Genomic DNA, 26934 nt, shown 5'->3' with positions numbered 1-26934 from the left:
CATGTAAGAGCCAGTTTTAATTTTCTTCAAAAAGAAGGCTGAACAAAATTTAAACAGGCTCTAAATGTCTGAAGTCAGTTATTGAAAACCAATGTTTTGTTGTCGGCATCTACAGTAATGGGTTTGTTGCGATCCACTTCTTGTGCCAATAACTTCTTCGACAAATCGTTCAGCAGATAGTGCTGTATGGCTCGTTTCACAGGACGGGCACCAAACTCCGGATCATATCCCACTTTCGTCAGGAATTCTATAGCCTTCTCTGTCAATACCAGTTCCACGCCATTTCGGGCGAGCATCTTCTGCACATTCTTGATCTGTAGTGTCACAATCTGTTTTATCTCACTTTCGTTGAGAGGCAAGAACATAATGGTCTCGTCTATACGGTTCAGGAACTCCGGACGAATAGTCTTCTTCAGCATATTCATCACTTCATTTTTCGTCTCTTCAATCACTTGCTCCTTGTTGTTACCGTTCAGTTTCTCCATTTGGCTTTGGATGTATGCACTTCCCATGTTGGAGGTCATGATGATGAGAGTGTTCTTGAAGTTCACCACACGTCCTTTATTGTCAGTCAGCCGTCCGTCGTCCAGCACTTGCAGCAGGATGTTGAAAACATCCGGATGGGCTTTCTCAATTTCGTCGAACAGTACGACAGAGTAAGGTTTCCGGCGAATAGCTTCTGTTAACTGACCACCTTCATCGTAGCCTACATATCCCGGAGGCGCTCCGACCAGGCGCGATACACTATGCTTCTCCTGATATTCGCTCATGTCGATACGTGTCATCATGCTCTCGTCGTCGAAGAGAAACTCGGCAAGTGCCTTGGCAAGTTCCGTTTTACCTACACCTGTTGTTCCGAGGAAAATGAACGAACCGATAGGACGTTTGGGGTCTTGCAGGCCCGCGCGGCTACGTCTGACAGCATCCGACACGGCTTGGATGGCTTCATCTTGTCCGATGACACGCTGGTGAAGCTCGTCTTCCAGATGCAGCAATTTCTCCTTTTCGCTTTGCAGCATCTTGCTAACGGGAATTCCGGTCCAGCGGGATACTACATCTGCAATATCTTCGGCATCCACTTCTTCCTTGATCATGGCTTTGTCGCCCTGCATGGCATGTAACTCCTTTTGGGTATCTTCAATCTCCCGGTTCAGAGCCTGCAACTTGCCGTAACGGATTTCTGCCACTTTACCGTAGTCTCCTTCGCGTTCCGCTTTGTCGGCTTCGAACTTCAGGTTCTCTATTTCTATCTTATTCTGCTGTATCCGGTTGACTAAAGTCTTTTCGCTTTGCCATTTTGCCTTGTATGACTTCTCCTGCTCTTTCAGTTCGGCAAGCTCTTTGCCGATACGTTCCAACTTCGGTTGGTCATTCTCCCGTTTGATGGCTTCGCGTTCAATCTCCAGCTGTTTGATTTTGCGTGAGATCTCATCCAACTCTTCCGGAACAGAGTCGACTTCCATACGGAGTTTGGCGGCAGCCTCATCCATCAGGTCGATGGCTTTGTCCGGCAAGAAACGGTCTGTGATATAGCGGTTACTCAGTTCTACGGCAGCAATGATGGCGTCATCTTTGATACGGACGTGGTGATGGTTCTCGTAACGTTCCTTCAATCCGCGCAGGATGGAAATGGTGCTCAACGTGTCTGGTTCATTCACATAGACGATTTGGAAACGGCGTTCCAGTGCCTTGTCCTTTTCGAAATATTTCTGGTATTCGTCGAGGGTGGTGGCGCCGATGCTTCTCAACTCGCCACGTGCCAGTGCCGGTTTCAGGATGTTGGCGGCATCCATTGCTCCTTCTCCCTTTCCGGCACCCACCAAGGTGTGTATTTCGTCAATGAACAGAATGATGTCTCCATCCGATTTCTTCACTTCATTGATGACTGCCTTCAGGCGCTCTTCGAACTCGCCTTTGTACTTTGCACCTGCCACCAGTGCACCCATGTCCAACGAATAGACCTGTTTGTTTTTCAGGTTTTCAGGAACGTCGCCGCGCAGGATACGGTGGGCAAGCCCTTCTACAATGGCAGTCTTTCCGGTACCCGGTTCACCTATTAATATAGGGTTGTTCTTGGTGCGGCGGCTCAGGATCTGGAGTACTCGGCGAATCTCTTCATCGCGTCCGATAACAGGGTCGAGCTTGCCGCTTCGCGCAGCCTCGTTCAGGTTGATGGCATACTTCTCCAATGACTGATAAGTATCTTCGCTGGATTGTGACGTCACCTTTTCACCTTTCCGCAGTTCGGTGATGGCATTTCGCAATTCGCGTTCCGTCATTCCCGCATCTTTCAGGATGGTGGAGACGGTGCTTTTTACGGTGAGCAACGCCAGCAACAGATGTTCCAGTGAAACGAATTCGTCGCCCATTTCCTTGGAATACTGTGTCGCTTTTTGGAATACGTCGTTTGTTTCACGGCTCAGGTAAGGTTCTCCGCCCGAAACTTTAGGCAGGGAATCCGTTTGCTTGTCAAGCACGATGGCTATTTGCGGTCCGTTCATGCCCAACTTCTGGAAGATGAAGTTAGTGACGTTCTCGCCCACCTTCATCACTCCCTTCATCACATGAACCGGTTCAATGGCTTGCTGCCCGCGACTTTGGGCGAGGTTCAGCGCTTCTTGTACCGCTTCTTGCGATTTGATGGTAAAGTTGTTGAAATTCATATTTGATGTCTCCTTTCTTTTTTCTTTTTCAATAACACCTGACGAGGCGCAAAAGATTTGCCAATTGCTTATTTATGACAAAATTACAGCAAAAAGGAGCTGTGAGATGACAAAATGTCTCTCCTGAGTGACGATATGATACTTATCCAGCTATATAGGAGGCTTTCTTATATATTATATATACGTAATAAAGATGAAAGAGACGGCAAACGAAACCATTTCGCATACTGAGAGAAGTGGTTAGACTTAGGGAGAAAAGTTAATCTCAGCAGGCGAGATGTACATCTCAGTTCGCGAGATACAAATCTCGCCTGCTGAGATGTACATCTCGCGGGCTGAGATAGAGTTTTTATTCTAGGAAAAATATCTTTGTAAGGCATAAGATACTCCTTTGCATAGGGACTCATACGGTTTTATTCCCTTATGCATTAGCTCTCCATTCTCCATTTTCTACTTTCCACTTAATATGGTTCTCCACTTAATAAAGCTCTCGGTTTAAACTCTTAAGCCGAGAGATCGGCTGATAACTCCTTGTTAATTCTCTAACTCTTTTAACCTCTCTAATTCTTTTCTTCTCTACCTCACTTTAAGTGGAGGAACCGTTCCGTAACATGCAAATTTTAAGTAAATCGCATGCATGGATGAAAGTATTATTGTATCTTTATCGCTCGAATGTAAAAAAGAAAATGTTATGACTGATGATATAAAGCTCGCAGAGAACGTGATATTAGTAGATGTGGCATGTTTTAATGCCGTGGTTGGAGGAATGAAGAAATACTTTGAGATGCAGCTGAATCGTCCATTGCAGGACATTTATGTGGAAGAGTGGGCTACTTACGTGGCATTGGATTCCGGCGTCCGCGAGGGTGGTAATCAGATAGAAGTGCTGTTTGTCTATGACGGACAGGCTGGTTCGTTGTCTCATTGCGACCCATCCGACTTGAAAAACGACTTGAACGGTGTGGGGATTTCCAATTCATTGGGCGAATTATCCTTTACCTCCGTTTCTTCTGAAGGATTTGTTTCACGCGAGAACCTCTATCTTGACCTCTTGACGATCGCTTTGAATTCTGCTGATGTGAAACGGCTGATGTTGGTGCCTTCGGTGGAGAACTATGGCGGTAAACTGACGGATATCCTGAACGAGAACCTGAAAGAAAGAACTCCCGAGAAAGCCAAAGAAGTGTTTTTGTTCAGTATGGACAAGTTACAACACCCGTCGGCATGCCGGTGGGATTCGTTGGGATACTCCGTGATGCGGGCTTTGGGTATTAAGGCTGAAGAACTGAAATAATGCATTGTGACTGAACATCTCTATTATTAACATTTAATTCCTATTACCGTTGTGTCCGATTTTCGTTTAAGAGTTTTCCGGTCCGTAGCGAAGAATCTGAGCTTCACGAAAGCCTCGCAGGAGCTGTTCGTCAGTCAGCCTGCCATCACAAAGCATATACAAGAGCTGGAGAGTGCCTATCAGACACGTCTGTTTGACAGACAAGGCAACAAAATCAGCCTGACAGAATCCGGCAAATTACTGTTGGAACATTGCGACCGGATTCTGGAAGACTACAAACGGCTGGAGTATGAGATGCATCTGCTGAATAACGAATATACGGGAGAGTTGCGTTTGGGAGCCAGTACTACGATAGCCCAGTACGTTTTGCCTCCTTTGCTTGCCCGGTTCATCAAGAAGTTTCCGCAGGTAAACCTTTCGTTGATGAACGGGAACTCGCGTGAGGTAGAGACTGCTTTGCAGGAACATCGTATCGATTTGGGACTGGTGGAAGGTGTCCACCGTTCGCCCAACCTGAAATATACTCCGTTTCTGGAAGATGAACTGGTTGCCGTAGTACATGCCAAGAGCAAGCTTTCCGTTTCCGACGAACTGGCTCCCGAAGATTTGACGGACATTCCTCTTGTCCTCCGCGAACGAGGCTCCGGCACGCTCGACGTCATAGAACGCGCCCTGTCTCAGCATAACATCAAGCTTTCTGCGCTTCATGTGCTGATGTATCTCGGCAGTACAGAAAGCATCAAACTCTTTTTAGAGAGCACCGACTGCATGGGCATCATCTCTATCCGTTCTATTTGCAAGGAGCTGGCGGCAGGGACCTTCCGTGTGGTGGAACTGAAGGATATTTCCATGCTCCGTGACTTCTGCTTTGTCCGTCAGCAAGGGCAGGAGAGTGGCCTTGTGCCCGCTTTCATGCAGTTTGCCATACACCATAGCCGGACGCTTTAGTGGCAATTATTACTTTCGGTTATCATGTATAATCAGATGGAAATAGCATAGACAGATGGAAAGGTTTATCTTTGCACCAGTTAAAACATAAATATTATTCATACTAAATCAAAACAATATGTTCAGTCATGGAAACAGAGGCAACACCCTGCATGGTATTTTGCTGATTGCCTTATTTTCTTTTTCAGCTTTCTACATAGCTGATATTCCCTTCGTAAAGAGCCTGTCATTCAGTCCGCTCATCGTCGGCATCATCCTGGGTATGGTGTATGCCAACAGTCTTCGCAACCGCTTGCCGGAGACGTGGGTGCCAGGCATCAAGTTCTGTACCAAGCAAGTGCTGCGTGCCGGCATCGTGTTGTATGGGTTTCGCCTGACACTGACGCAGGTGGCAGAAGTGGGGCTTCCGGCGGTGGTCATTGATACGATTATCGTTGCAGGCACCATATTTCTGGGTATTTGGTTCGGCCGTCTGCTGAAGATAGATAAAGATACGGCACTGATGACTTCTACCGGCAGTGCCATCTGCGGTGCGGCAGCCGTGCTGGGTGCCGAGCCGGTGGTGAGATGTGAAGGGCATAAGACAGCCATTGCCGTCTCTACGGTAGTTATATTCGGTACGATTTCCATGTTCTTATACCCCATCATGTATCGCGCCGGACTGCTTGACGGGCTGGGCAACATGGGAGTGGCCATTTATACGGGAAGTACCCTGCACGAAGTAGCCCACGTGGCAGGTGCAGGCAATGCGATGGACCCAACGGATGCTCTGGGTATTGCTGGTCCGGCTACGATTACCAAGATGATACGCGTGATGATGTTGGCGCCCGTATTGGTCATCATGAGTTTTGCCTTGGCAGGGCGTAAGCGTGCAGACGCCGAGGGTCGTCCGGTGAAGAGCAAGATTACTATCCCTTGGTTCGCGTTTGGTTTCATTGGCATCATCTGTCTGAACTCCCTCTTGCAATACCTGACGGGGGCGGAGACTGTGAAAGACATCCCTCTGAATGGTGCGATAGAATACATTGACACCTTTATGCTGACCATGGCAATGACGGCACTGGGAACAGACACCAGCATTGACAAGTTCAAACAGGCAGGTGCCAAACCGTTTGTCTTGGCTTTCCTTCTCTACATCTGGCTGGTGGGCGGAGGCTATCTGCTGACTAAATATCTGGTACCCGTATTGGCATAATTCCTCTCTTCGGAAGAGGCTTGTGCGGAAAAGACCGTCTGCCTTTCGGGTAAAAAGCATCTGCATCTCAGATGAAGGCATTTCGCTCCTGCAAGTTCATGAAACTGGCAGGAGCGATTTTTTTTCTCTCTTTCCTGTAACAAAATACCGCCTTCGTACGTCTAATCAGCAAATACCATAAATAAACAGGATCGAGATACAGAAAAGCCGATGGATGCTGAGCATTTTAAAAAAGAGTTTTTGCCCTATCACCGCAAGTTATACTGCGTAGCCTACCGCCTGCTGGAGAACGCGGCGGATGCGGAAGACTTGGTGCAGGAAGCCTATCTGAAGCTGTGGGACAAGCGCGAAGGGCTGACGGCTATCAGCAATCCGGAAGCATTCAGTGTCACTCTGGTGAAGAACATGTGCTTTGACTTGCTTCGTTCGGGAAAGTACCTCTTGTCCAGGCAGACGATAGAGTTGACCGCCATACAGGACGTCTCTCAAACAGACAATCTGGAAATGCGCGACGAAGTACGGCAAGTGAAAGACATCATTTCCCATCTGCCTGAGCAACAGCAACGGATTGTGAATCTGCGTGACGTCAAAGGTTGTTCTTACGAGGAGATAGAACGGCTGACCGGTCTGAATGCTACGAACGTCCGTGTACTGCTGTCCCGGGCGAGGAAGAAGATACGTGAGGAATTTAATAAATGGAATAACAATGAAAGTTGAGGAAATTGAAAGGCTACTCGCCGAGTTTTATGAGGGGAACACTACCGAGAGCCAAGAAGAGGCGCTGAGAGATTATTTCAGGACAAAGGAGGTTCCCGAACGGCTGCTGAAGGAGAAAGAGATTTTTCTCACCCTTTGTCAGGCGGCAGAAATGGATATGAAGGTACCTGCGGGATTGGAAGACAAACTGACCCTGCTGATTGATGAAAAGGCGGAAGAAGAACGTCATTTCTTCCGTGTGAACAGGGCCAAACGCAACTGGCGTTGGATCAGGGGCGTTGCCGCTACCGTATTGTTGCTTGTCGGCATCGGCTATGGAGTCGGTTGGATGAGGCATGATGTCTGCGTGCCTACGCCACAAGATACATTCTCCGATCCGGAAGAAGCCTATCGCGTGCTACAGGCAACGCTGATAGAGGTCTCAACCAACCTAAACCAAGGCATCACGCAGGTGGAAGAGACTCAGGCTGATATGAGGAAAGTGGTGCAAGAAGTGAAAAAGGAAATACAAAGATAAACGATTATGAAACTCAACAAGATCTTATTGGCAGGTGTGTTGCTGATGTTACCCCTGCTCTGCCATGCGCAGAAAAACATATTCAATACTTACAATGACATGAAAGGAGTCTCTTCGGTCTATATCTCGAAGGCAATGATCGAAATGAACTCCAATCTCTTCACGAAGGATATCTATATAGGAAAGGTGTCCGGTCAGTTGGATTGTGTGCAGATTCTTTCTACGATGGACAACATTGTCAAGAAGGACATGCGTAAGGACTTGCGTACGCTGGTGCAGGCTTCCAAATATGAACTGTTGATGAAGCAGAAAGGAAACGTCTCAAGTTCCGAGTTCTACATCAATAGGAAGGGCGACAAAGTGAAGGAGCTGATCATGATTATCGACGGTGCCGCTACCTTGAAGTTCATTTATTTGGTGGGAGAGATGACTCTGAAAGACATTCAGAACATCATGATGTATCAGAATACCAGCATGAACGAGGGTGGTAGCATCTATTACATTGATGGCAATAGCACCTTGGGTAGTGCTGATATATGGGGCGGCCTAAAGGGACTGGAAGAACTGAAAGGATTGGAAGGTCTGGAGAATCTGAAGAACCTGGAGGGCCTAAAAGGATTGGAGAGCCTGAAAGACATAACTAAATTGAAAGATAGCGAATATCTGAAAAAGCGGATGAATGCTGATCAGTGGAAGCGCTTTGAAAAGAGCATGGAGATGCTGGAAGAGCGTTTTAAGAACTGGGAGTGAAGCGTCAGCTGATAGGTGTAAATGGTTGTAGAAAAGGGGAACCGAAACCGGCTCCCCTTTTCCTTATACGAATGAATTTGTTTATTTCTCTTTCTTCAAAGCCTCGAAAATCAGTCCTTCCAGTTCCTCTGCCAATTCAGGGTTGTCGGCAATGACTTGCTTGGCTGCATCACGCCCTTGAGCCAGCTTCGTGTCGTTGTAGCTGAACCAAGAACCACTCTTTTTGATGATACCCAACTCAGCACCCAAATCGATGATTTCGCCAGAACGGGATACACCTTCGCCGAACATGATGTCAAATTCTGCTCTGCGGAAAGGAGGTGCCACTTTGTTCTTCACGACTTTCACTTTGGTCTGTTTGCCCAGTACCTCATCACCATTCTTGATAGCCTGACCACCACGGATGTCCAAACGTACGGAAGCATAGAACTTCAGTGCATTACCACCGGTAGTCGTTTCCGGATTGCCGAACATTACGCCGATCTTTTCACGCAACTGGTTGATGAAGATACACGTTGTGCGCGTCTTGCTGACGGCAGAGGTCAGCTTGCGTAAAGCCTGCGACATCAAGCGTGCCTGCAAGCCTACCTTATTGTCACCCATGTCTCCTTCGATTTCAGCTTTCGGGGTCAGGGCAGCCACAGAGTCCACCACGATGATGTCGATGGCGGAAGAACGGATCAACTGTTCTGCTATCTCTAATGCCTGTTCTCCGTTGTCCGGTTGCGAAATCAGCAGGTTATCTACGTCCACACCTAGCTTGGCAGCGTAGAAACGGTCGAAGGCATGTTCTGCATCAATGAATGCGGCGATACCCCCCATCTTTTGCGCCTCAGCGATGGCATGGATTGCCAGTGTGGTCTTACCGGAAGATTCCGGACCATAGATCTCGATGATACGCCCGCGTGGATAACCACCCACGCCAAGTGCCACGTTCAGTCCGATAGAACCTGTGGGGATTACTTCTACTTGCTCAATGCTTTCATCTCCCATTTTCATGATAGAGCCTTTACCGAAGCTCTTCTCTATCTTGTCCATTGCAGCTTGCAGCGCTTTCAGCTTTTCGCTGGGAGCCGTATTATTTTCGCTCTCAAAATTAAGTTCGTCTTTCTTTGCCATTATTTTAGTGATTAATGATTAGTTGTTTATTTAATAGTCGGAACCGGAGGAGCTATCGCATCATCCGTTCCGATAACTCCTTTTCGCTCCGTCGTGAAGTTACATTTACAGGATTTGTGCGGCATGGTCTTTGGTCTTCACTTCCTTGGGCGTTATAATGCGCTCTATCACCCCTTCTTCGTCGATGATGAAAGTAGTGCGGAAGGTTCCCATATACTTGCGTCCATACATGCTTTTTTCTCCCCATACTCCGAATTGCTCCACCAGTTTCTTCTCCGTGTCTGCAATGAGGGTGAAGGGGAGTTCATTTTTCTCAATGAACTTCTGATGCGACTTCTCGTTGTCTACGCTTACGCCGATTACCTCGTAGCCGGCCTTGCACAGTTCAGAGTAGTTGTCCCGCAAGTTGCAGGCTTGCGCCGTACATCCTGAGGTCATGTCTTTGGGATAGAAGTAGAGTACTATCTTCTTCCCTTTATAGTTGCTGAGACGGACTTCTTCGCCTCTCTCGTTGATGCCCAGTATTTCGGGCGCTTTATCTCCGATTTGCATAATCTATTCGATATCAGAATATATGATTAAACCTAAAAACTAAGAATGGCGGATTAGGGTCATACCTCCAAATCTCCGTCGAACACCTCATGCCAAGGCAACCCCTGCTTGTTCAGTTGCTCCATGAACGGGTCGGGATCGAACTCCTCTACATTCCATACACCCGGTCTTTTCCACAAACCTTTCAGGAACATCATGGCACCTATCATGGCAGGAACGCCCGTAGTGTAGCTCACGCCTTGCATGCCGGTCTCCTTATAGGCTTCCTGGTGGCTGCAATTATTGTAGACGTAGTACGTACGCTCTTTTCCGTCCTTCACGCCACGGATGCGGCATCCGATGGAGGTCTCTCCCTCGTAGTTTTCGCCTAAGTCTTGCGGGTTGGGCAATACGGCTTTCAGGAATTGCAACGGAACGATCTTCATTCCATTATAGTCCACTTCGTCGATGCGCGCCATGCCGATATTCTGGATTACGCGCAAGTGGGTCAGGTATTCCTGTCCGAATGTCATCCAGAAGCGTGCGCGCTTGATGGTGGGGAAGTTCTTCACCAGCGATTCCAGCTCTTCGTGATAGAGCAGATAGGAGTCGCGCGGCCCAATGTTGGGATAGGTCAGGTCTTTGTGTATTTCCATTGGCTGGGTGGTTATCCATTCGCCGTTTTCGTAGAAGCGTCCGTTCTGGGTAATCTCGCGGATGTTGATTTCTGGATTAAAGTTGGTGGCGAATGCCTTGTGATGGTTACCAGCGTTGCAGTCCACGATGTCCAGGTATTGCATTTCATCGAAGTGATGCTTGGCTGCGTATGCAGTGTAGACGCCACTCACTCCCGGGTCGAAACCACAACCGAGGATAGCAGTCAGACCAGCCTCTTCGAAACGTTTCTTGTATGCCCATTGCCAACTGTATTCAAAATGGGCTACATCTTTCGGCTCGTAGTTGGCTGTATCCAGATAGTTTACTCCGCTCTTCAGACAAGCTTCCATGATGGTGAGGTCCTGATAGGGGAGTGCTACGTTTATCACGATTTCGGGTTTGAAGTCATTGAACAGAGCTACCAGTTCGTCTACATTGTCGGCATCCACCTGTGCGGTCTTGATGTTGGGGTTACCGATTGCTTTTACGATAGCGTCACATTTAGACTTTGTGCGGCTTGCAATCATGATGTCTGTGAATACATCCGGATTTTGAGCCACTTTGTGCGCAACGACGGTACCTACACCGCCTGCACCGATAATAAGAACTTTACCCATTTTTTAGTAACATTGTTAAAGTTAAATTCATATTGCATTGATTCGTGACGAGCTTACGCTAGGACCTGTCGATAGCCGGACTGTTCGGGTGGTCTGATACCTCTTTTTTTCGACTATCATACTGAAAACGACCTGTTGCCCGTAGCTTGTGCTTGCCACCTGTTTAATTGGTGAGCAAATATAGGATTTAATTCGCAGATAAACATTAAGAGCCTGTTTAATTTTTCTTCAAAAAGTTTTTTTATTCAGCTGCTTTTGAGTTTCTTCTCGGTTTGTTTTCCTCTTTTTATCCATCACATAGCCCGCTATGCTTCTCATAAAAACAGAAAAACATCCTCAAAAGGCACTCTCAAAAGAAGGCTGAACAAAATTTAAACAGGCTCTAAAATTCCGCCAAATACTTTCAGAAAAAAGTATTTATCATCGAACAAACTGCTTTTTCTTGGGGTTATTGGTTTATAGAGAACAGGATCGGACAGATTTTGCGGATTTTGTTTCTGCTGCATCTGGTTCGGATATAATATAAATAAGGTGTATACCGTTTTTTTTGTTGCATCTCAACATGATACGGATATATTTGTATATGTGTCTGTTTTGTGTTATATTTGCACATTGAAAATAAACTTAAACAACGAATGATAATGAAAAATGTATTTGTTTCTCTCTTTATGGCAGGAGTTTTAGTTACTACTATGTCATCATGTCGCTCATCAAAAGATGCAGCGATGTTGTCTTCCATCAATGGTGAATGGAATATTATAGAAATAAATGGCGTAGCCGTAGTTCCTTCGCCTAATCAAGCATTCCCTTTTATCAGTTTTGATACCACTACCGGAAAAGTATCTGGTAATAGTGGTTGCAATCGTATGATGGGTTCGTTCGATGTGAATGCCAAACCCGGTACAATCGATCTCGGAACTATGGCAAGTACACGTATGATGTGTCCGGACATGACGCTAGAGCAAAACGTATTGTCAACTTTGAGACAGGTGAAGAAATATAAGGAATTGGGTAAGGAGAACATCGCTCTGTGCGGTTCCTCCCGTCGTCCTGTTATTGTGTTACAAAAGAAAACTCCAACAGTGAAACTATCAGATTTGAATGGAAAGTGGATGATTGTGGAAGCAGGTGGTCAAGCCATCCCTGAGGGAATGGAGAAGCAGCCCTTTATCGAGTTTAATCTAAATGAGAAGAGAATACATGGCAATGCCGGTTGCAATCTGATCAATGGCGATTTTGTGGCAGATAGTGAAAAACCGTCTGAAATCTCTTTTTCACAATTGATAACTACGATGATGGCTTGTCCCAATATGGAAGTGGAAAGCCGTGTACTGAAAGCTTTGGATGATGTGCAATCCTTCGGTCAGTTGGAGGGTAGGGGCATTGGTCTATATGATGCGGATAATGTGTTGGTGATGGTGCTGATAAAGAAATAGTCCGAATGAACGGAAAAAGAGCAGAGCAGGATGTCAATGAAAGGGTTGGCATCCTGCTTTTGTTTTGTAAGGTTCGGTTGTATAATCGTTTTCTTTCTGGTAGTATGATATTCTGTCATACATGCTGTACCTTTTCTTCCTTAATATAGGAACGGAAATACTGCCAAACTGGCAGCAATTCTGTCATGCCATAAAATAAAAAAACTTCTCGAACAATTTGGCACGACGTTTGTATTTTTATTGTCGTCCACCGCTAAGGCGGACAAACAGAATTTGAATAATAACAAATAAAAATAGTAACGATTATGGGAAAAATTATTGGTATAGACTTAGGAACTACAAACTCTTGTGTTTCCGTATTTGAGGGAAACGAACCTGTAGTAATAGCAAATAGCGAAGGTAAACGTACTACTCCTTCTATTGTAGCATTCGTGGATGGTGGTGAACGTAAAGTAGGTGATCCTGCTAAACGTCAGGCTATTACAAACCCCACCAGAACTGTGTTCTCCATCAAACGTTTCATGGGTGAAACTTGGGATCAGGTACAGAAAGAAGTAGACCGTATGCCTTACAAGGTAGTGAAGAGCGATAACAATATGCCTCGTGTAGATATAGACGGACGCTTATATACTCCGCAGGAAATTTCGGCTATGATTCTTCAGAAAATGAAGAAGACTGCTGAAGATTATTTGGGACAAGAAGTGACAGAAGCTGTTATTACAGTTCCGGCTTACTTCTCCGACTCTCAGCGTCAGGCAACCAAAGAAGCCGGTCAGATTGCCGGTTTGGAAGTGAAACGTATTGTCAACGAGCCGACAGCCGCAGCATTGGCTTACGGTATCGACAAGGCAAACAAGGATATGAAAGTTGCCGTATTCGACCTTGGTGGTGGTACGTTTGATATCTCTATCCTTGAGTTCGGTGGTGGTGTGTTCGAAGTATTGTCTACGAACGGTGATACACACCTTGGTGGTGATGACTTCGACCAAGTGATCATCAACTGGTTGGCAGAAGAGTTCAAGAACGATGAAGGAGCCGACCTTACTCAAGATCCGATGGCAATGCAACGTCTGAAAGAAGCTGCAGAAAAAGCTAAGATTGAACTGTCTTCTTCTACGAGCACCGAAATCAACTTGCCGTACATTATGCCGGTAGGTGGTGTACCCAAGCACTTGGTTAAGACGTTGACGCGTGCTAAATTTGAGGCTTTGGCTCACAACTTAATTCAGGCTTGTCTCGAACCTTGCAAGAAAGCCATGTCTGATGCCGGTCTGAGCAATGCCGATATCGACGAGGTAATCCTCGTAGGTGGTTCATCTCGTATTCCTGCCGTACAGAAGTTGGTTGAAGACTACTTCGGCAAAGCTCCTTCTAAAGGTGTGAACCCGGATGAAGTGGTAGCAGTTGGTGCTGCCGTACAGGGTGCCGTGTTGACGGATGAAATCAAGGGTGTGGTATTGTTGGATGTTACTCCATTGTCAATGGGTATTGAGACACTGGGTGGTGTAATGACCAAGTTGATCGATGCCAACACTACTATTCCGTGCAAGAAGAGCGAGACTTTCTCTACGGCTGCCGACAATCAGACGGAAGTTACCATCCACGTGCTGCAAGGCGAACGCCCTATGGCTGCCCAGAACAAGTCTATCGGTCAGTTTAATCTGACAGGTATTGCTCCTGCCCGCCGTGGTGTTCCTCAGATTGAGGTGACATTCGATATTGATGCTAACGGTATCTTGAAGGTTTCTGCTAAGGACAAGGCTACGGGTAAGGAACAGGCCATCCGTATCGAAGCTTCCAGCGGTTTGAGCAAGGAAGAGATCGAAAAGATGAAAGCTGAAGCCGAAGCAAATGCTGAAGCCGACAAGAAAGAGCGTGAGAAAATTGATAAGTTGAACCAGGCGGATTCAATGATCTTTACTACTGAGAATCAATTGAAGGAATTGGGCGATAAGTTACCTGCCGACAAGAAGGCTCCGATTGAGGCTGCTCTGCAGAAACTGAAAGATGCTCATAAGGCTCAAGATCTGGCTGCTGTAGATGCTGCAATGGCAGAACTGAACACTGCCTTCCAGGCTGCAAGTGCTGAGATGTATGCTCAAAGCGGTGCACAGGCTGGTCCTGATATGAATGCCGGTCAGCAAGGCGGTGCTCAAGACAGCAATAAGCATGGTGATAACGTGCAGGATGCTGATTTTGAGGAGGTCAAATGATTCCGATAAGGAAACAGATAACAAACAATAAGCAAAAGCGTGCAGCTCAATGAGTTGCACGCTTTTTGCGTTTATGGGGTTCATGGTTGCTATGTATGAAAGATGTTCCCATAAGGTTATTGTTTTGTTTGAGGATTGGTTAAAATGCGCCAATAGCCACCGAAATCAGCACCTTCACGAATTAGAATCCCTTTGGCACGAAGATTGGCTATTTGCATCTCAATGGCACGTTTGCTTACACCGATTCTCTCTGCCATTTTTTCTTCAGTAATCAGTGCATCAGCTATAACCAAATCAATGATACTTTGGGCTGTTCGTCCTAAGCGTTTGGACTTCACCGAAGAATTCCCTTTTGTCACCGAAGTTTTTTCCCTGTCACCGAAGATTCTCACCGAAGTTTTTTTTCTCTCACCGAAGGTTTTCTCCGAACCTTTTTGCATTATCTCCGAACCTTTCACCGAACTTTTGTCACTTACACCGAACTTTTTCACCGAACTATTTATTCTCTCTGCCACTTCTTCAACAGGTATTCTGCCGTTCTCACTCCAGTTCAGATTATAGAAAGTGGTATAGAAAGAAGTCGCTTCCGTTTGATATTGCGGTTCTTTTCCTTGCAGGAAGTTGGGTAGTTTCTCCGTAAGCTCTCGCATCTTGCGCAAACCGGAGCCACGTTTCTCCATATAGTCCAGCTGTGTGAACACATCCGCAATGACGGGATTGCGGCGCATGGACGGCACTTTGTATATGTCACGGTCTTGAATTTGTGTACCGTCAAGCATGGCACCGGGCGATACCAGTTCCACTCGGTCATCGTAAATGTCAATATGTACTTCGCCACCCATCACGGTATAATCTCTATGGATAAGATGGTTTACCAACCCTTCAAAGATTGCACGGTCGGAATAATCGGGGAGGTTCAGACGATAGTTCGGCATTTTCACCCATCCGCTCATGGTGTAGTTCTTGATGAAGTCCATGCCGTATTTCAATAGCAATACTAGGTTAGCCCGATGTTCTACGGAACTGATGGCATCATCTTTATAAAGTCCGGTCCAACGGGTGCAGAAGATACGCGATTGGAATACGGTACAGTTATCCACGAACAACAATCCGGCATTGGTCAATTTACCTTCAGGAGTAACCAGACCGAATGATTCCAGATACTTGTCATTCCATTCCTGATGGGTTTGTTCACGGAAAGTATTGGTAAGGATGATGAAAGAGTGTTTGCTGGCATCCACTTGTGTAGGCAGTGAATCCCATGTCATGTGCGTACCTTTCAATACCAGTGAAAGAAGTTGCTGCGAATTACACTCTACGCTTTCATTGCCAACTCGTACATATGCAGTACGTGTCCCATCCTGATAATAGTAATAAGGTGTAAGCGTTCCTGCCTTTACTTTCACTTCGAGCAGCGTATGTCCTTCGTGCTCTATCGGGATAAGTTGTATTTCCGGTACAGGGTCAAGTCTTGCCTTTATCGTTTCGCTGATAAAGCCAGCATCGGATTGTGGATTTTCCAAACCCACAATCACTCCGTCATCGTTCACTCCATAGAACAAACTGCCACCATCCGTATTGGCAAAAGCCGATACGGATTTGAGCCATGACTTCACTTTCTTACGTTCCAGCATTTCCTTGAAATCGTAAGCCGAGCATTCTGCTATCAATGCATTGTTTTGAATTTGCATTATTCCCTTATTATTCGTATAATATTTTAATTCTTATCACAAAGATAATTATATTGTGATAATTTCAAACGTTTTAGCTTACAAAGAAAGTATCAAGTCGGCCAAAAGAACAGCTGTTTCTGGTTCATTCTTTTGTGCATCTTTAGGTTTCCATGCCACCACGAACCGTACAGATGCGGATTTCACCTGGTAACCTCTTTGTTCCCATTCGGATAATGTATCCTGCATTTTTGATGACAACTTAGCTATGGGTTTATCTGTCAATGAACTATACAAAAAGAAATTTCTGTAGGTCAAAGAATCTCCACCTCTCAATGCCAGGATTTCTTGTTTTCGTTCTTTGAAGAATCCCAAATTGACATCTTTGTGAGAGAGTTGTAGTACGATTTCTTCGGGCATATCATATTGTCGTTGATCCATAAGATATCGGTCTGCACTCAGATGATTGAAACAATCACCGTTTGTATGTATGAACAGCCTGTTTTTCGCACGGGTTATTCCTACGTAATATCGACGCATCAGATGGGCATCCTTGACATAATTGTCGGATATGAGCATATACACATCGTCAAACTCTCTGCCTTTGGCCTTGTGAATAGTTGATACCACAACGTCGGCCCCTGATACGTCGCAGAAGTCTTCCACTGATGACTCAAATACAAATTCTTTGAAGTCATTGAAATATTTACTCTTGTTGGTTTGTTCAAACTGGGCTATGCAACGTTTCACATACATCAAGCTTAGACTCCTGTCATAAGTAGAGAAGGTGTTATGCTTGGCTTCTTCCCACAGTTCTTCCGTGATTAACGGTGTTTTTATCCGCTTGTTTATATACCTCAGGAAATATCTCATTTCGGCCATATTCCAAAAACGCAGGCCGTCCATTGATTGTATCAGTTTACTATTTATGCCATGTTTCCGCAAAAGAGCCATCAGGATAACGGCCTCTTCATTTGTTTGGGTCAGTACACAAGAAGTTCCTTTACCCCTATGTTGAAGCAAGTTTTCGACGAGTGGCTGATACATATATTCTGATTGATAGCGTATCACTTCAACCCAACCTTTTTCTTTTCTCATGGAGATAATTGGTGTACATTTTATCCTTTTATGTATGTTTTTTAAGAATCCGTTGGCAAAATCCACCGGCTGGCGTGCACTGCGGTAATTTTCGGTCATTTCGACAAACGTGCTTCCGCTTTCTTGTGCCAATCGGTACATATAACCGGAATCGGAACCGCGGAATTCATAGATGTTTTGGTCGTCGTCTCCCACGGCTATCACACGCATTTCCTCATTATTAGTCATTAATGCCTTTACAAGTGCATGCTCTTCAGCTCCCATATCCTGAGCCTCATCTATGACTAATACCGTCTTGCCAATCTTATTGGGTTCCACTTCTCCTTGACATATCATTTCAGCAGCCTTTGAAACGACATTCTTTGAATCTTCAAGATTTCCGATCCGTCCCAGTAGATCAAAGCAATAGGAGTGGAATGTCTTTATTTCAACAAAATGGGCCGCATTACCTATCAACTCCATAAGCCGTTGTTTGAACTCCGTAGCGGCTGCCCTTGAAAATGTCAGCATCAAGAGCTGTTCATGTTTCACGTCTTCAAGTAACAGGAGTGAGGCCAGTTTGTGAACCAATACACGTGTTTTCCCACTGCCCGGACCGGCAGCAACTACAATGCAACGTGAAACCTTGTCGGAAATGATTTCCATTTGCCGTTTGGACAATTGTCCGAACAATTGCTCATATTTCTGTGGTGTCAAATTACGCTGTATCTCGCTTACTCTGTTTCCTTTAAAATATTTTGCGACAAACTTCCTATAGTCCATCTGGAAATAATCTTGAACATATTGCAAGGCAGCATGATAATCTCTTACCATCAGATTGGCATATTCACCTACAATATGCACTTGCTGGATTTTCAACTTGTAGAATTCGTTGAGCATCCGATAGTCGTCTTGCTTGTATCTCGACTTGTTATCCTTTATTCTTTGGATATTCATGGCATTATAAAGTACCAAAAATCCGCCTTCAAGTTTTAGTGAACCGATTTTCGACAAATACAGAAGTGCTTCTTCCACGTCTTCCAATTGAATGTCGTCAAGTCCCCCGAAAAGAGATTGAGAACTTGATTTTATTTGGTTCAAAAGTTCTACCACGGAGAATTGGATGGCTTTGCTGGGTACATTTTTCGCTTCTGCATCTAAAGCCAATCTGTATAGCCACTCCACGGAAAAGCGACTTATCTCCAATCGTTTTTCAAATCGCCTGATGGTAGACTCTAAGTCTGCCTGACGACTTATTTCTATATTATGAACCGCATCTTCTTTTTTACGCGTATATCCCTTGACGGTGAGAAAATAGAGTAATGTCCGAATGTCTTTTTCTTTGGAGGTGTTGATACCGTCGTTCACGGCATTCTCATTCAGTTGTTTGCATGATATTCGTAAAGACTCATCGGGAATGTGATTGAGGATGTATTGCTCAAGTTTGGCGAAACGTTCAAGAAGCAATTGCGATTTTCGTTCCGAATCACCTGCATCCTGCAAATAGGCAGATATATCTTTGCTGTCTGCCAATATACCTTCCTGTCGCATGCGCTCCACTACAGATATAACATCTCTTTTGCTCAGTCCCAACATGTCTGCTAGATAATCGATTCGTGATTCTGCTTCCGAATCCTGAGCCTTGGCGATATGTTTTTGAGAAATCAATGACTTGATGATAAGTACTGCCTTTTCCATTTCATCGCTGCCAAAAAGTAGTGATGCTGCTATGCGTTCTCTTGCTTCATCCATATTCTTTACCATTATTCCCGTGGCATATACATGAGGTACATTGTTCCCTCTTACCAAGTATCCGCTTTGTTCCAAAGCAGCTAATGCTGTTCGTACACGGGTCTCAATGTCAGATACCGAATCATCCCATCCTGCTTGTCGGGCAATTTCCAACGCAGAACAGTTGACTTTCATACGGTGTTTGGTAAGGTCTTTGACGGCTTTCCATATCTGTTGTATTTCACTAATGCTAAGTTTCGTTTGGTTTAGCAATATAAAATGCTTGTCCAAATCATTGTCACTGTAAAGCACATAACAACGTGCGCTAAGGCCAGGATCACGACCTGCCCTGCCAGCTTCCTGTACATAATTTTCCAGCGAATCGGAAATATCATAATGAACTACAAGACCGACATCTTTCTTATCGACTCCCATACCAAATGCAGACGTAGCCACGATGATGTGTGCCTGATCGTTCATAAAAGCATCTTGGTTGGCAATTTTTTCATCGGCTTCCATTTTCCCATTGAAAGGGAGTGCCTTGTAACCGTCACGAGTCAGTTTTGCAGCCAGTTCCTTTGTCCATTTAGTGCGTGACACGTAAACAATTGTCGGACAATAGGCTTCTGCTACAAGTTCTCTCAGTTTTAAATATTTGTCATTGTCATTCTCTACATGTATGACGGAATAGTGTAGATTTGTTCTTGAGGCTGTTGATGCGAATAATTCCAAGTTCAAATCCAAAGTCTGCTTGAAATAGTCACAGATGTCTTGGATTACTTTCTGTTTTGCCGTGGCCGTGAAACAGGATATAGGTATCGGGGTTTTGCATTTTTTCTTTTGCTGGTATTTTTGGATGAATTTGCCAATGTAGAGATAGTCAACTCTGAAATCCTGCCCCCATGAAGAAAAGCAGTGCGCTTCGTCTATCACAAACCTTACAACGTGGCGCGTCATCAATATTTTCTCGATTGTTTTTGAACGGAGCATCTCGGGAGAGATATACAACAACGAGGCTTCTCCGTCTTGTACTCTTTGTATTGACAGCGATCTTGTGATGGGATCTAACATCCCATTTATGGTTACGGCATCCGTGATGCCTCTGTCGGCAAGGTTATCTACCTGGTCTTTCATCAAGGACTGCAAGGGGGAGATGACAACCGTAAGCCCGTGCACGGAATGTCCCGCCATGAGTGCAGGCAGTTGGAAGGTAAGTGATTTACCACCGCCAGTAGGAAATATTGCCAGCAGCGATTTCCCTTTTACCGCAGCTTGGGCAGCACGTTCTTGTAGTGGCTCGCCTTCGTATGTCCGGAAGCGCTCATATCCGAAAAATGTTTTTAGGTTATGGAGCACATCCAATTGCGTATGGCAGTAGTCGCAGCTTTCTTTACAAGTTGTGTATCGCAGGAGTTTTATGATAAATTCCACTTCCGGATAATTATAAAGTACCCATCCGGGAGTGATGGAGCGGTAATCGGTGGTGTCAATCAGAGCCAATGCGTATGCCAATCCGCATGGATATTGGTTGATGAGCATGTTAAGATCGGCATGTTGGCAAATCTTTCCGGCATAAAGTTCTTTAATAAGTTCAGGTATTCCTTTATGGATATACTCCGCACTTACCATACTGAGAAATCCTTCAAATTCCTTCTTGCCCTTCAGCAGCGATGCAAATAGTATACACTTTTCTTTCCGTAATGAATGCCAGCATGCTATTTCATCCAACAATAAGTCTTTTGCTTTCTTGCAATCGTTCACCGGATTGTTCATTTGTTCGCTCATCAGTTTGTCATCTTTCACAAGCCTGTGGTAAGGGTGTTCAGGGAACAGTAAAGGGGAAACATAAAGTGTATCAACTAAAATCCAACGGCATATTTTGTCCGTAAACAAGTATTTAGCATCATGGTGAACGATATTGTGTCCGCAGATGTAGTCTACATCGTTTAAGAAAATGAATAGTTCTTCTTTTGAGGTTTTATGAAATGTCGTGTTATCGTGCTTGAGGGCTCCTATATCATGGATTCTATGGTCTTTCAAGCCTATTTCAACATCTACTATGGCATAATTGTGGGCACTACATGGTACAGAGGTGGTTTTATTGCCGATGATATTGTTTCTATCCTCGGTTTTCTTGATTCCTATGAGTTTGCTCCATATTGACATATCTCAATATAATAAATAGTTTTACAACTTGAATTTGTTATATATCTGCATCGTTTCCTTATAATTGTTAGGGTACAACTCCCCAATATCATGTACAAAGGTAAGGATAAAAGTGGAGATTCTGTTAAATTTGTGCCATACTTTTGATTTTTATGCGTTTACATCTCTTTATTTATGAACAAAAATCGTACTTTTACAGTCAAGAGTTGTGGTTGCTTATGGGTGCTTATTTTCGGATTTGCGATATAATTGCAACACGTGTACGCAAGTTGCTCATACTGAGATAATGTTGATTTTGAGGAGGTCAAATGATTTCGATAAGGAAATAGATAATAAACAATAAGCAAAAGCTTGCAGCTCATTGAGCTGCAAGCTTTTGTATTTATGGGAACATGGTTGTTGATTGTGGAATAGTACCAGTTTACAAAGCGAAGTTCTAAACGGGTAAGCCGTGTGATGGAATCTATCAATGGACTATATGAATACGATAGTGCTGTTTTCTACCAGACAAGAAGAAATCAGGAAAAATAGCATGTAGAGATGTTCAGTAAAGTATCTTAAGATACTTTGCTATTTATGTAAACATACTCGGCTATTTATGTAAACATACTCAGAATACGGACATTCTATTATTGTTGGTTTAGTGATTCGTCAAAGGGTAATGCACCTTTGGCGATGTGAATATGGACTTGAAGTTCCGTGAATACTTGTTGAACACCAAGTAACTTGAACATAATAATCGCTAATGTCTATCAACTCGGTATCCAACTATTACGCTACTTTCAAAGGATTAGTAAAGATGCATCAGCGTACCATTACTATAGGTTATATGTTTCATTATCTTGTTTTTTGTTAAAGAAGAACATTCTATTAAACCTTCTATCTTGCTTTTTGTCTTATAAATATATAATTCAATAGGTATGATATACATAAACAGGTATTAGTTTAAGACGGGCGGACGGTGGTTCGCCCGTCTTTTATTTATTTTGTCTTTTTCTTGTATTTTTGCCTCTCTTTTTGTTTCTTTGTTCCCATTAATTGTAAACAAATGATGTGATGAGAAACATTTTTTACTTCTGTATAGGGGTAGCGTTGTGTTTGCTGACTGCTTGTTCTTCACAGAAAAGAGGAGATGACTCGGATATACAGGTACTGATGAAAGATTCTGTAGATGCTAATGGTCTACAACGCATGCAGGTATCTGATATTAAAACAACGTTTACTTATAGAGGCAAAGATTATCAGTCCAAAGTGGTTCGTCGTCCCGATGACCATTTACCCATTGTGACCAATGAAGAAGGAGAAAAATTCGTGGATAACAGTATTTCATTGCGCTTAACTTCCGGCGGAAAAACCATTGTAGATAAAGTTTTCACCAAAGGAGACTTCGCTTCATTGGTAGACGCTAAATATATGAAACAATTTATCCTGGAAGGTCTTGTGTATGATAAAACGACTCCAAAAGGGATTGTGTACGCAGCAAGTATCTGTTATCCGCAGACCGACCTTTATATCCCTTTGTCGTTGACTATAACGCCGGATGGGAAAATAACCATGATGAAAGAAGAACTGTTGGAAGATTTACATCCGACGGACAGCATGAACTAAACTAAAGGGAAGGGGGAGTGAATGAATCACTCTCCCATAGGATGATAATCTTTAGCCAATCCACCTTCGCTGGTTTCTTTGTAGAGTGAAGGCAGGTCATTTCCGGTTTCTTTCATTACTGTCACTACTTTATCAAAAGAAACACGGTGCATTCCGTCGGTAAAAGAAGAATAAAGATTGGCGTCCAAAGCACGGGCGGCAGCGTATGCATTCCGTTCGATGCAAGGGATTTGCACCAACCCGCAAACAGGATCGCACGTCATACCTAAATGATGTTCTAACCCCATTTCGGCTGCATATTCTATCTGGGCGGGACTGCCGCCGAACAGTTGGTTGGCAGCTGCTGAAGCCATGGAACAAGCCACACCTACCTCTGCCTGGCATCCTGCTTCCGCTCCTGAAATAGAGGCGTTGGTCTTCACAATATTTCCAATAAGGCCGGCCGTGGCAAGGGCACGCAGAATGCGTACATCACTAAAATCCCGACTCTTGGCAAGGTGATAAAGTACTGCCGGTACTACACCACATGAGCCGCATGTAGGGGCAGTTACGATGGTTCCGCCCGAAGCGTTCTCTTCGCTTACGGCAAGGGCGTAGGCAAATACCAATCCGCGTGATTGCAGGGATTGCTTGTAGCCACTGGCACGTATGTAATAGGTTGAGGCTTTTCGGCGCAGATTCAGCGGACCGGGCAATACACCTTCCTGTTCCAATCCACGGCGAACAGCCGCCTGCATGGTTTTCCATACTTCGTTCAGATAGTCCCAAATGTCTTCCTCTTCACACTCCTTTACGTACTCCCAGTAGCTTTTTCCGGTTCTTTCGCACCATTGCAGAATTTCGGTCATGTGGTTCATGTCGTAGATGTCTGGCGTGTTGACGGCGGAAGTGTCATTGTTCTCTTCAGCCAAAGCTCCGCCACCCACACTGAAGACTGTCCAAGAATCAGTCTCTTTACCTTCTGCATCCAAGGATACAAACTTCATCCCGTTGGGGTGGAAAGGGAGGAATATTTTCGGTTCCCAAATGATCTTTACCGGAGCAACGGGTTGCAGCGTTTCCGTAATGGCGATATTGGTCATGTGCCCTTTGCCTGTAGCTGCGAGGCTGCCGTATAGAGTGACTTCAAAAGAAGAGGCTTCCGGGTGTTTCTTCAGAAACAATTCAGCGGCTTTGCGAGGTCCCATTGTGTGACTGCTCGAAGGACCTATGCCGATACGATAGAGTTCTTTGATTGATTTCATGTCTGATATATGTTTATAGGTCGACTACTGTAATGCCTGCACCGCCAAACTGTACATGTTCGTCGGCAAAGTGCTTTATGCCGGGAACGGTTTGCAAGTATTGGCGGATAAGGGTACGCAAAATGCCTGTACCCGTTCCGTGGAGGATACGTACGCGTGCCATGCCGACAAGGATGGCATCGTCAATGAAGTAGGTCACTGCCTGAAGTGCTTCATCGCCACGCATTCCGCGCACGTCAATGTCTTGTTTGAAGTTCAGCTTCTTCTCATACATGCTATCCTGCGTCTGAGTGCTGAGGAATGTATTTTTGGCAGAGCTGTTTGTCTTTTGAGGAGCAGCATTGGTGCGTTCCAGACGTTCCACTTTCACGGTAGTCTTTATGCTGCCGAAAGCAACGACGGCGTTCTTGCCATTCACTTCCATTACTTCGCCCACCGAACTCTGTCCCTTTATCTTCACCATTGCACCAGGAACGATGCTTGCCAGGCGTTCAGCCTCTTGTTTGGCTTTTAGTGCTTCCTGTTCCTGTGCTGAAAGACCGTTTTTTGTCTCTTTTGCTTTTTTGTCTTTCTTCCGTTGCTGCCTTTCTTGCAGTTTCTGCATCTTGCGGGCTATCTTTTCTTCTTGTTCTTTAGAGGCGAGGGCTTCCATCGATTCACGGAAGTCAATCAGTTCTTGGCGTGCCTGACGGGTCTTTTCCTTTTCTGCCTGTGCCTCTTTGATGGTACGAATGGTATTTTCAATTCGGGCATTGGCTTCCTTTACCAACTGTTCGGCTTCCTCTTTGGCCTTTCGTATGATCTCTTTGCGGGATTTCTGCAAGTCTTCCATCTCGGTCTGGTAACGTGAGATGGTCTCTTCCATGTATTTTTCGCGTTGGCGGATGGTCTGGCGTTTTCCTTCCCAGTAGCGCTTGTCGCGTACGATGTCTTGCAAGTATTTATCGGCATTGATGTATTCACTGCCTACGATTTCCGATGCATCGGCAATGACGTCTTCCGGAAGGCCTATCTTCCGGGCTATCTCTACAGCAAACGAACTTCCGGGATTACCTATTTGGAGTTGGAAGAGTGCTTGCATCAGGTGGCGGTCGTACAACATGGCTCCATTGACTACGCCTTCATGATCTTCGGCAAAATGCTTCAGATTCTGATAGTGCGTAGTGATGACGCCAAAAGTTTTTTTCTGATTGAAACGCTTCAATACGGCTTCGGCAATGGCGCCTCCTATCTGTGGCTCCGTACCTCCACCGAATTCATCAATCAGGATGAGGCTCCGCTCGTTGCAGTTCTTCATCATGATTTTCATGTTTGTAAGATGGGAGGAGTAGGTACTCAGGTCGTCTTCTATGGACTGCTCGTCGCCTATGTCTATGAATATGCTGCTGAAGATGCCTGCATGGCTGCGTTCGTGCATGGGGATAAGCATACCACATTGCAGCATATATTGCAGCAGGCCTACAGTCTTGAGACAGACAGATTTGCCACCGGCATTCGGACCGGATATGATGAGGATGCGTTGCTGTCTGTTCAATTCAATATCCAGTGGAACTATTTTCTTGCCATGTTTGGCGAGAGAGAGCTGTAGCAACGGGTGCACAGCCATGGTCCAATCCAGTATTTGCGTGTGTTCCAATGTGGGCTTTATGCCTGAAATTTGTAGGGCAAACAGGCTTTTGGCGCGGATGAAGTCTATTTCTGCCAGAAACTCATACGATTGCAATACACTCGGAATGGAAGGGCGCAACAGATTGGAGAATTCGATTAAGATACGGATTATTTCTCTACGTTCGTCAGCTTCAAGTTCCCGGATACGATTGTTGGCTTCTACGACTTCGGCAGGTTCGATGAAGACAGTCTTTCCGCTTGCCGATTCATCATGCACGATACCTTTGATTTTTCGTTTTAGTCCCGGTGCTACAGGGATCACCAGACGACCGTCGCGCATGGTAGGGGTAACGTCCTTATCTACGACGCCTTCCGATTGGGCATTGCGCAGGATGCTGTTCAGCGAACGGGAAATACTGTTCATGGTATTTGTCAGTTCGCGGCGGATGCGTGCCAGTTCGGCAGAAGCGTTATCCTTTATCTTTCCGTAAGGTGACAATATGGTGTTTATCTTTTGAATAAGTTGCGGAAAGGCTAAGATATCTTTGGCAAGATGGCATAGGCAAGGGTAGGGGGATTCTTCCTCTTCTGTATCTTCTTTCTTCAGAAACCGCACGATGTCGCGTATTGTCTCCAGCGAGCGGCGTAGGTCGAACAATTCCTGTTCATCTAAATACATTCCTTCTACACGTATGCGTTTCAGTGCCGGTCGCACATCAAAAAAGTATTGGGCCGGAAAATTATCTTCCTCTTCTATGATACGGACAAATTCGGTGACGAGATTCAGACGTTCTTCTACTTCTTCATAACAGTCGGAGAATGTCATATCGGTCACTCTTTCTTCGCCTAACGTACTAAGGCATTTTTCGCTTAGCAACTGGCGTATTTGGTCGAAACCTATTTTATGTTCAAAGTTCTGTGGGTATATCATGATGCAAAAGTAATATTTATTTGCGAAAAAAACGGCAGGAAGTTTGTAGAATTAAAAATGATTTGTACCTTTGCACCGCTTTAAGAGAAAAGCACTCCCTGAAGAAGGAGTTTTGGAGAGGTGGCAGAGTGGTCGATTGCGGCGGTCTTGAAAACCGTTGTACTGCGAGGTACCCGGGGTTCGAATCCCTGTCTCTCCGCAATAAACGCTGAAAATCAGCAAATTGCAAAGCAAACACCCAA

17 protein-coding genes and 1 tRNA gene are annotated in these 26934 nt (G+C 45.0%); 10 read left to right on the top strand and 8 right to left on the bottom strand.

Translation table 11 applies throughout. The annotated features are described in order from the left end of the window. Positions 1 to 74 precede the first annotated feature (74 nt). Entirely contained in the window at positions 75 to 2663 is a 2589-nt protein-coding gene (gene clpB, locus QZ323_RS08475; RefSeq protein WP_294634169.1) for an ATP-dependent chaperone ClpB, read from the bottom strand. A 691-nt stretch (positions 2664 to 3354) separates the two neighbouring features. Here clpB and QZ323_RS08470 point away from each other — a divergent pair. The 6 genes from QZ323_RS08470 (at position 3355) to QZ323_RS08445 (ending at position 8084) form a co-directional block, all read left to right on the top strand. Beyond that, positions 3355 to 3957, top strand: coding sequence for a DUF6621 family protein (locus QZ323_RS08470; RefSeq protein WP_294634168.1), 603 nt, complete (start codon positions 3355 to 3357; stop codon positions 3955 to 3957). Positions 3958 to 4008: 51 nt separating this feature from the next. After that, entirely contained in the window at positions 4009 to 4905 is an 897-nt protein-coding gene (locus tag QZ323_RS08465) for a LysR family transcriptional regulator (protein WP_294634167.1), read from the top strand. Between the two features lie 118 nt (positions 4906 to 5023). Then, complete coding sequence (locus QZ323_RS08460) at positions 5024 to 6100, top strand: YeiH family protein (protein ID WP_294634166.1); 1077 nt, start codon at positions 5024 to 5026, stop codon at positions 6098 to 6100. 210 nt (positions 6101 to 6310) lie between these two features. Continuing rightward, positions 6311 to 6817 carry an RNA polymerase sigma factor gene (locus QZ323_RS08455; RefSeq protein ID WP_294634165.1) on the top strand — a complete coding sequence of 169 codons (507 nt, stop codon included), beginning with the start codon at positions 6311 to 6313 and terminating at the stop codon, positions 6815 to 6817. Beyond that, the gene (locus QZ323_RS08450; RefSeq protein WP_294634164.1) at positions 6807 to 7334 is read left to right on the top strand and encodes a hypothetical protein; all 528 of its coding nucleotides are present in this window, start codon (positions 6807 to 6809) and stop codon (positions 7332 to 7334) included. The genes QZ323_RS08455 and QZ323_RS08450 overlap by 11 nt, the downstream gene beginning before the upstream one ends. Positions 7335 to 7340: 6 nt before the next feature. After that, positions 7341 to 8084: a DUF4252 domain-containing protein gene (locus tag QZ323_RS08445; protein ID WP_294634163.1), complete on the top strand. Its 744-nt coding sequence runs from the start codon at positions 7341 to 7343 to the stop codon at positions 8082 to 8084. 81 nt (positions 8085 to 8165) lie between these two features. Here the strand turns inward: QZ323_RS08445 and recA are convergent, their stop codons facing one another. The 3 genes from recA to QZ323_RS08430 form a co-directional block, all read right to left on the bottom strand. Beyond that, on the bottom strand, positions 8166 to 9203 hold the full coding sequence (gene recA, locus QZ323_RS08440; RefSeq protein WP_294634162.1) for a recombinase RecA: 1038 nt from the start codon (positions 9201 to 9203) through the stop codon (positions 8166 to 8168). 105 nt (positions 9204 to 9308) lie between these two features. Beyond that, on the bottom strand, positions 9309 to 9755 hold the full coding sequence (gene bcp / locus QZ323_RS08435) for a thioredoxin-dependent thiol peroxidase (protein WP_294634161.1): 447 nt from the start codon (positions 9753 to 9755) through the stop codon (positions 9309 to 9311). A 59-nt stretch (positions 9756 to 9814) separates the two neighbouring features. Further along, positions 9815 to 11008 carry a saccharopine dehydrogenase family protein gene (locus QZ323_RS08430; RefSeq protein ID WP_294634160.1) on the bottom strand — a complete coding sequence of 398 codons (1194 nt, stop codon included), beginning with the start codon at positions 11006 to 11008 and terminating at the stop codon, positions 9815 to 9817. A gap of 641 nt (positions 11009 to 11649) precedes the next feature. On the opposite strand from QZ323_RS08430, the gene QZ323_RS08425 reads away from it, so the two are divergent. After that, complete coding sequence (locus QZ323_RS08425) at positions 11650 to 12444, top strand: META domain-containing protein (protein ID WP_294634159.1); 795 nt, start codon at positions 11650 to 11652, stop codon at positions 12442 to 12444. 305 nt (positions 12445 to 12749) lie between these two features. After that, entirely contained in the window at positions 12750 to 14657 is a 1908-nt protein-coding gene (gene dnaK, locus QZ323_RS08420) for a molecular chaperone DnaK (RefSeq protein ID WP_294634158.1), read from the top strand. Positions 14658 to 14773: 116 nt separating this feature from the next. On the opposite strand, the gene QZ323_RS08415 is transcribed toward dnaK, so the two are convergent. Both QZ323_RS08415 and QZ323_RS08410 read right to left on the bottom strand, forming a co-directional pair. After that, a complete protein-coding gene (locus QZ323_RS08415) occupies positions 14774 to 16348 on the bottom strand; it encodes an ATP-binding protein (protein WP_294634157.1) in 1575 nt (524 codons plus the stop codon). A gap of 78 nt (positions 16349 to 16426) precedes the next feature. Then, positions 16427 to 21301, bottom strand: a complete 4875-nt coding sequence (locus QZ323_RS08410) for a RecQ family ATP-dependent DNA helicase (protein ID WP_298130465.1) — start codon at positions 21299 to 21301, stop codon at positions 16427 to 16429. 1056 nt (positions 21302 to 22357) lie between these two features. Here QZ323_RS08410 and QZ323_RS08400 point away from each other — a divergent pair. Then, positions 22358 to 22909 (top strand): DUF4738 domain-containing protein, encoded by a 552-nt coding sequence (locus QZ323_RS08400; RefSeq protein WP_294634154.1) that lies wholly within the window; start codon positions 22358 to 22360, stop codon positions 22907 to 22909. A gap of 26 nt (positions 22910 to 22935) precedes the next feature. Here the strand turns inward: QZ323_RS08400 and QZ323_RS08395 are convergent, their stop codons facing one another. Together QZ323_RS08395 and QZ323_RS08390 are read right to left on the bottom strand one after the other, a co-directional pair. After that, complete coding sequence (locus QZ323_RS08395; protein ID WP_294634153.1) at positions 22936 to 24153, bottom strand: L-serine ammonia-lyase; 1218 nt, start codon at positions 24151 to 24153, stop codon at positions 22936 to 22938. 13 nt (positions 24154 to 24166) lie between these two features. Continuing rightward, a complete protein-coding gene (locus tag QZ323_RS08390) occupies positions 24167 to 26692 on the bottom strand; it encodes a Smr/MutS family protein (protein ID WP_294634152.1) in 2526 nt (841 codons plus the stop codon). A gap of 114 nt (positions 26693 to 26806) precedes the next feature. Between QZ323_RS08390 and QZ323_RS08385 the strand changes: the two genes are divergently transcribed. Then, positions 26807 to 26891, top strand: a tRNA-Ser gene (locus QZ323_RS08385). The last annotated feature ends 43 nt before the right edge of the window (positions 26892 to 26934 follow it).

Origin of the sequence: uncultured Bacteroides sp. (assembly GCF_910585845.1) — a bacterium.
Taxonomy (GTDB): domain Bacteria; phylum Bacteroidota; class Bacteroidia; order Bacteroidales; family Bacteroidaceae; genus Bacteroides.
Note: the sequence above shows the minus strand (reverse complement) of the source record. Positions and strands in the feature narration are given on the sequence as shown.

Coding starts and splice junctions, on each gene's coding strand:
- QZ323_RS08450 (WP_294634164.1), top strand. CDS start 6,807: ATGAAAGTTGAGGAAATTGAAAGGCTACTCGCCGAGTTTTATGAGGGG.
- QZ323_RS08395 (WP_294634153.1), bottom strand. CDS start 24,153: ATGAAATCAATCAAAGAACTCTATCGTATCGGCATAGGTCCTTCGAGC.
- QZ323_RS08445 (WP_294634163.1), top strand. CDS start 7,341: ATGAAACTCAACAAGATCTTATTGGCAGGTGTGTTGCTGATGTTACCC.
- QZ323_RS08455 (WP_294634165.1), top strand. CDS start 6,311: ATGGATGCTGAGCATTTTAAAAAAGAGTTTTTGCCCTATCACCGCAAG.
- QZ323_RS08400 (WP_294634154.1), top strand. CDS start 22,358: ATGAGAAACATTTTTTACTTCTGTATAGGGGTAGCGTTGTGTTTGCTG.
- dnaK (WP_294634158.1), top strand. CDS start 12,750: ATGGGAAAAATTATTGGTATAGACTTAGGAACTACAAACTCTTGTGTT.
- QZ323_RS08470 (WP_294634168.1), top strand. CDS start 3,355: ATGACTGATGATATAAAGCTCGCAGAGAACGTGATATTAGTAGATGTG.
- QZ323_RS08390 (WP_294634152.1), bottom strand. CDS start 26,692: ATGATATACCCACAGAACTTTGAACATAAAATAGGTTTCGACCAAATA.
- QZ323_RS08425 (WP_294634159.1), top strand. CDS start 11,650: ATGAAAAATGTATTTGTTTCTCTCTTTATGGCAGGAGTTTTAGTTACT.
- QZ323_RS08460 (WP_294634166.1), top strand. CDS start 5,024: ATGTTCAGTCATGGAAACAGAGGCAACACCCTGCATGGTATTTTGCTG.
- clpB (WP_294634169.1), bottom strand. CDS start 2,663: ATGAATTTCAACAACTTTACCATCAAATCGCAAGAAGCGGTACAAGAA.
- QZ323_RS08430 (WP_294634160.1), bottom strand. CDS start 11,008: ATGGGTAAAGTTCTTATTATCGGTGCAGGCGGTGTAGGTACCGTCGTT.
- bcp (WP_294634161.1), bottom strand. CDS start 9,755: ATGCAAATCGGAGATAAAGCGCCCGAAATACTGGGCATCAACGAGAGA.
- QZ323_RS08410 (WP_298130465.1), bottom strand. CDS start 21,301: ATGTCAATATGGAGCAAACTCATAGGAATCAAGAAAACCGAGGATAGA.
- QZ323_RS08415 (WP_294634157.1), bottom strand. CDS start 16,348: ATGCAAATTCAAAACAATGCATTGATAGCAGAATGCTCGGCTTACGAT.
- recA (WP_294634162.1), bottom strand. CDS start 9,203: ATGGCAAAGAAAGACGAACTTAATTTTGAGAGCGAAAATAATACGGCT.